A 4,891-nucleotide genomic window follows, 5' to 3' on the forward strand; every position below is an offset into this window, starting at 1 on the left:
TGTTGTCAGCAACGCCCCGGTGAACCAGCTGATTTATGACGGCTTGCTGCTGCTGCAGCACCGCGGCCAGGATGCCGCGGGCATCGTCACGCAGCAGGGCCGCAAGTTCTTCATGCACAAGGCCAAGGGCATGGTGCGCGACGTGTTCCGCACGCGAAACATGCGCGGGCTGCCGGGCAACGCGGGCCTGGGCCAGGTGCGCTACCCGACGGCTGGCAATGCCTACAGCGAGGACGAGGCCCAGCCCTTTTACGTCAACGCGCCTTTTGGTCTCGTGCTGTCGCACAACGGCAACCTGACCAACGCCGCCGAGCTCAAGGCTGAACTCTTCACCACCGACCACCGGCACATCAACACCGACAGCGATTCCGAGGTGCTGCTCAACGTGCTGGCCCACGAGCTGGAAAAAACCACGCGTGGTCTGCCACTGGCGCCAGCCGACGTGTTCACCGCCGTGCGTGGTGTGCACAAGCGGGTCAAGGGCTCCTACGCCGTGGTGGCGCTGATTGCGGGCCACGGCTTGCTGGCTTTTCGTGACCCTTACGGTATCCGCCCGCTGTGCCTGGGCCGTGGCCAGAACGAAAGCGGCAGCACGGTCATGGTGGCCAGCGAGTCGGTGGCCCTCGAAGGCACCTCGCACCAGTTCGAGCGCGACATCGCTCCGGGTGAAGCGGTATTTGTTGACCTGGAGGGCACGGTACATGCCGAGCAGTGCGCGGCCAGTGCGCGGCTCATGCCCTGTATTTTTGAGTTTGTCTATCTGGCGCGGCCCGACTCGGTGCTCGACGGCATCTCGGTGTACCAGGCGCGCCTGAACCTCGGCGAAACGCTGGCTAAACGGGTGGTGTCCACCGTGCCGCCCAACGAAATCGATGTGATCATCCCGATCCCCGAATCCAGCCGCCCCAGCGCCACCCAGCTGGCGCACCTGCTCGGTATTCCCTACCGCGAAGGTTTTGTGAAAAACCGCTATGTGGGTCGCACCTTCATCATGCCGGGCCAGGGCGTGCGCAAAAAATCGGTGCGCCAGAAACTCAATGTGATTGCCAGCGAGTTCAAGGGCCGCAATGTGCTGCTGGTGGACGATTCGATTGTGCGGGGCACGACCAGCCGAGAGATCGTGCAGATGGCGCGTGATGCCGGCGCGAAGAAGGTGTACCTGGCCAGCGCCGCGCCGCCGGTGCGGTATCCCAATGTCTACGGCATTGACATGCCGACGGCCGACGAGCTGGTCGCACACGACAAGACCGTGGAAGAAATTCGCGTGGCCATCGGCTGCGACGCGCTGATTTACCAGGACGTCGAAGGCATGAAACGCGCCATTGGTGCACTCAACAAAAACCTGGACGGCTTTGACGCTTCCTGCTTTGACGGCGTGTACATCACCGGCGACATCACGCCCGAAAGCATTGCAAAAATGAATGCCGGCCGTATCGACAGCAGCGAAGAAAACGAGGTCGATGTCTCGCGCCTGGCCCTGCCAAATCCGCAGGAGGCCTGATTGTGAGCGAGCGGAAACTCCCCGACGATTTGCACCGTGACACCTTGGCCGTGCGCGTGGCGCAGGAGCGCAGCCAGCATGGCGAGAACTCCGAGGCTCTGTACCTGAGCAGCGGCTTTGTGCAGCCCGATGCCGAGACGTCGGCGCGGCGGTTTGCCGGCGCTGAGGACGGCTATACCTACGGCCGCACCTCCAACCCCACCGTCACGAGTTTCGAGCGCCGCCTGGCCGCCATGGAAGGCACCGAAGCCGCCATTGGCGCTTCCACTGGCATGGGCGCCATCCTGATGATGTGCATGGGCCTGCTCAAGTCTGGTGACCATGTCATCTGCTCGCGCTCGATGTTCGGCTCGACGATTGCGTTGATCGGCCGCGAGTTCGGCAAGTTCGGCGTTGAGACCTCCTTTGTGTCGCAAACCGATGTGGCTAAATGGAAGGCCGCGCTGCGCCCGACCACCAAGCTGCTGTTTGCCGAAACGCCAACCAATCCGCTGACGGAAGTCTGCGATATTGCCGCACTGGCCGACCTGGCCCATGGCGCCGGTGCCCTGCTCGCCGTGGACAACTGCTTTTGCTCGCCGGCGCTGCAGCGGCCGGTTGAGTTCGGCGCTGATCTGGTCATGCACTCGGGCACCAAATACCTCGACGGCCAGGGCAGGGTGATGGCCGGCGCGCTGTGCGGACCGAAAAAACTGATCGTTGACGTGTTCGGCCCCGTGGTGCGCACCGCCGGCATGACCTTGGCGCCCTTCAACGCCTGGGTCGTGCTCAAGGGGCTGGAAACGCTGGGCATACGCATGCAGGCCCAGTCGGCCAATGCGCTGGCCGTGGCGAAATGGCTGGAGCAGCAGCCGCAGGTGGCACGGGTGTATTACCCCGGTCTGGCATCTCATCCGCAGCATGATCTGGCCATGCGCCAGCAGTCCGGTCTGGGCGGCGCGGTGCTGTCCTTCGACCTGCGCGGCGATGACGTCGCGACGGCGCGCAGGAACGCCTTCCACGTGATCGACAGCACGCAGGTCATCAGCATTGCCACCAACCTCGGTGACACCAAAACCATCATCAGCCACCCCGGCACCACATCGCACGGGCGCCTGACTGAAGAGCAGCGCAAGGCCGCCGGCATCAGCCAGGGCCTGATCCGGCTGGCGGTCGGCCTGGACCACATCGACGACATCAAGGCCGACCTGTTGCGTGGCCTGAACAGCATTCCATGAGCACCAAAACCCGTACCCGTTTCGCGCCTTCTCCCACCGGCTTCATTCACCTCGGCAACATCCGCTCGGCACTCTACCCGTGGGCATTCGCGCGTTCCACCGGCGGCGACTTCATCCTGCGCATCGAAGACACCGATGTCGAACGCTCTTCGCAAGAAGCCGTTGATGTCATCATCGAAGGCATGCGCTGGCTGGGTCTGAGCCATGACGAAGGCCCGATTTACCAAATGCAGCGCATGGACCGCTACAAGGCGGTGCTGGCGCAGATGGTGGCCGATGGGCTGGTCTACCCGTGCTACATGAGCGTGGCTGAACTTGACGCCCTGCGCGAGCAGCAGATGGCCGACAAACAAAAGCCGCGGTACGACGGCACCTGGCGGCCCGAGCCCGGCAAGACCTTGCCCCCCGTGCCCGAAGGCGTGTTGCCGGTGCTGCGCTTCAAAAATCCGCAAGGCGGCGCCGTGGTCTGGGACGACAAGGTCAAGGGCCGCATCGAGATCAGCAATGACGAACTCGACGACCTGGTGATCGCGCGGCCCGATGGCACGCCAACTTACAACTTCTGCGTCGTGGTTGACGACATGGACATGGGCATCACGCATGTGATCCGCGGCGACGACCACGTCAACAACACACCGCGCCAGATCAACATCTTCCGTGCGCTGGGCAAGGACGTGCCGGTGTATGCGCACCTGCCGACCGTGCTCAACGAGCAGGGCGAGAAGATGAGCAAGCGCAACGGCGCCAAGGCGGTCACGCAGTATGCGAAAGAGGGCTATTTGCCCGACGGCATGCTCAACTACCTGGCGCGCCTGGGCTGGAGCCACGGCGACGATGAAATTTTCAGCCGCGAGCAGTTCCTGCAGTGGTTCAACCTTGACCACCTCGGTAAAAGCGCCGCGCAGTTCGACGAAGCCAAGCTGCGCTGGGTCAATGCCCAGCACCTCAAAGCCATGCCCGATGACAAGCTGGCAGAAGTTGTTGTGCCTTTTCTCGGTGACGCGGTGCAGGCAGCACTTGATGCACCGCGCCGCGTGGCCGCCTGCGCGCTGCTGAAAGACCGCTGCAGCACCCTGGTCGAGCTGGCCGAGTGGATGCAGGTGCTGGTGAGCGAAGAGCCGGTGGCTGCGGAAGAGATTCAGGCCCATGTGCCGGCCGAGGTGCATCCCGCCGTGGCCCGGCTCGCCGAATTGCTGGCTGATGTCGAATGGAGCAAGCCGGCGATTGCCGCGGTCATCAAACAGGTGCTGGCCGAGACCGGCCTGAAGATGCCGCAACTGGCCATGCCGGTGCGCGTGCTGGTGGCCGGGCGTCCGCAAACTCCGTCGCTGGATGCGCTTTTGTCGCTGATGGACAGGGCCAATGTGATTTCGCGTCTGGGGCGCTTGAAAAGCGCCTGAAATTCGGGCTATAATTCAAGGCTCGACGGTTGCAGGGAAACTTGCTCAGTTGATACGGGGGTATAGCTCAGCTGGGAGAGCGCTTGCATGGCATGCAAGAGGTCATCGGTTCGATCCCGTTTACCTCCACCATTCAATGGTCGATAAGTTTTCAGTTTTTTCGGCAGGTGTTTGTGTCACAACAAAAACCTGCCGCCGGAAGTTCCAAGGTTTTGACCCCATCGTCTAGAGGCCTAGGACATTACCCTTTCACGGTAAGTACCGGGGTTCGAATCCCCGTGGGGTCGCCAGAATTCTTCACAGCAATGTGAAGGCCCAAGGCGCAAGTTGACAACAAGCCCGCGCAAGCAGGCGACTTGGCTCGCAAGAGCGAAAGTTGTCGCTACCAGGAGTGGTAGTTCAGTTGGTTAGAATACCGGCCTGTCACGCCGGGGGTCGCGGGTTCGAGTCCCGTCCGCTCCGCCAAACACGGAAAACCCTTGTAATTCAATGAGTTACAAGGGTTTTTTCTTTTGGGGTAGTAGCAAATTTGGTAGCAATACATGCTCAATTTGCCGATTTACCTCCTGGGTTCAAGCTACTACCTGCACACACGCATTGCAGGTAGGCAGGTCAAGCGCTCATTACGCACCAGCTACAAGCGTGAATTGAATCGCCCCGGGAATTGAGGAGGCTCCAACCTTTGAGAAGATGGAGCCATGAAGAAATCAAACAAGTTTTCCCCCGAAGTACGCGAACGCGCGGTCCGTATGGTGCAGGAGCACCGAGGCGAG

General features: G+C 61.8%; 3 protein-coding genes and 3 tRNA genes. All 6 read left to right on the forward strand.

Features of this window, described 5'->3' with window-relative positions; genetic code table 11:
* On the forward strand, positions 1-1,501 hold a 1,501-nt coding region (gene purF / locus H0W47_RS18195), incomplete at its 5' end, for an amidophosphoribosyltransferase (protein ID WP_296926970.1).
* Entirely contained in the window at positions 1,501-2,718 is a 1,218-nt protein-coding gene (locus tag H0W47_RS18200) for an O-succinylhomoserine sulfhydrylase (protein ID WP_296926974.1), read from the forward strand. The genes purF and H0W47_RS18200, both read left to right, overlap by 1 nt.
* Complete coding sequence (gene gltX, locus H0W47_RS18205) at positions 2,715-4,118, forward strand: glutamate--tRNA ligase (protein ID WP_296926972.1); 1,404 nt, start codon at positions 2,715-2,717, stop codon at positions 4,116-4,118. The genes H0W47_RS18200 and gltX overlap by 4 nt, the downstream gene beginning before the upstream one ends.
* A 56-nt stretch (positions 4,119-4,174) precedes the next feature.
* Positions 4,175-4,250, forward strand: a tRNA-Ala gene (locus tag H0W47_RS18210).
* 82 nt (positions 4,251-4,332) lie between these two features.
* Positions 4,333-4,408, forward strand: a tRNA-Glu gene (locus tag H0W47_RS18215).
* A gap of 98 nt (positions 4,409-4,506) precedes the next feature.
* Positions 4,507-4,583, forward strand: a tRNA-Asp gene (locus H0W47_RS18220).
* Positions 4,584-4,891 lie beyond the last annotated feature (308 nt).

It is taken from the genome of Polaromonas sp. (genome assembly GCF_013817205.1).
Taxonomy (GTDB): Bacteria; Pseudomonadota; Gammaproteobacteria; order Burkholderiales; family Burkholderiaceae_C; genus Polaromonas.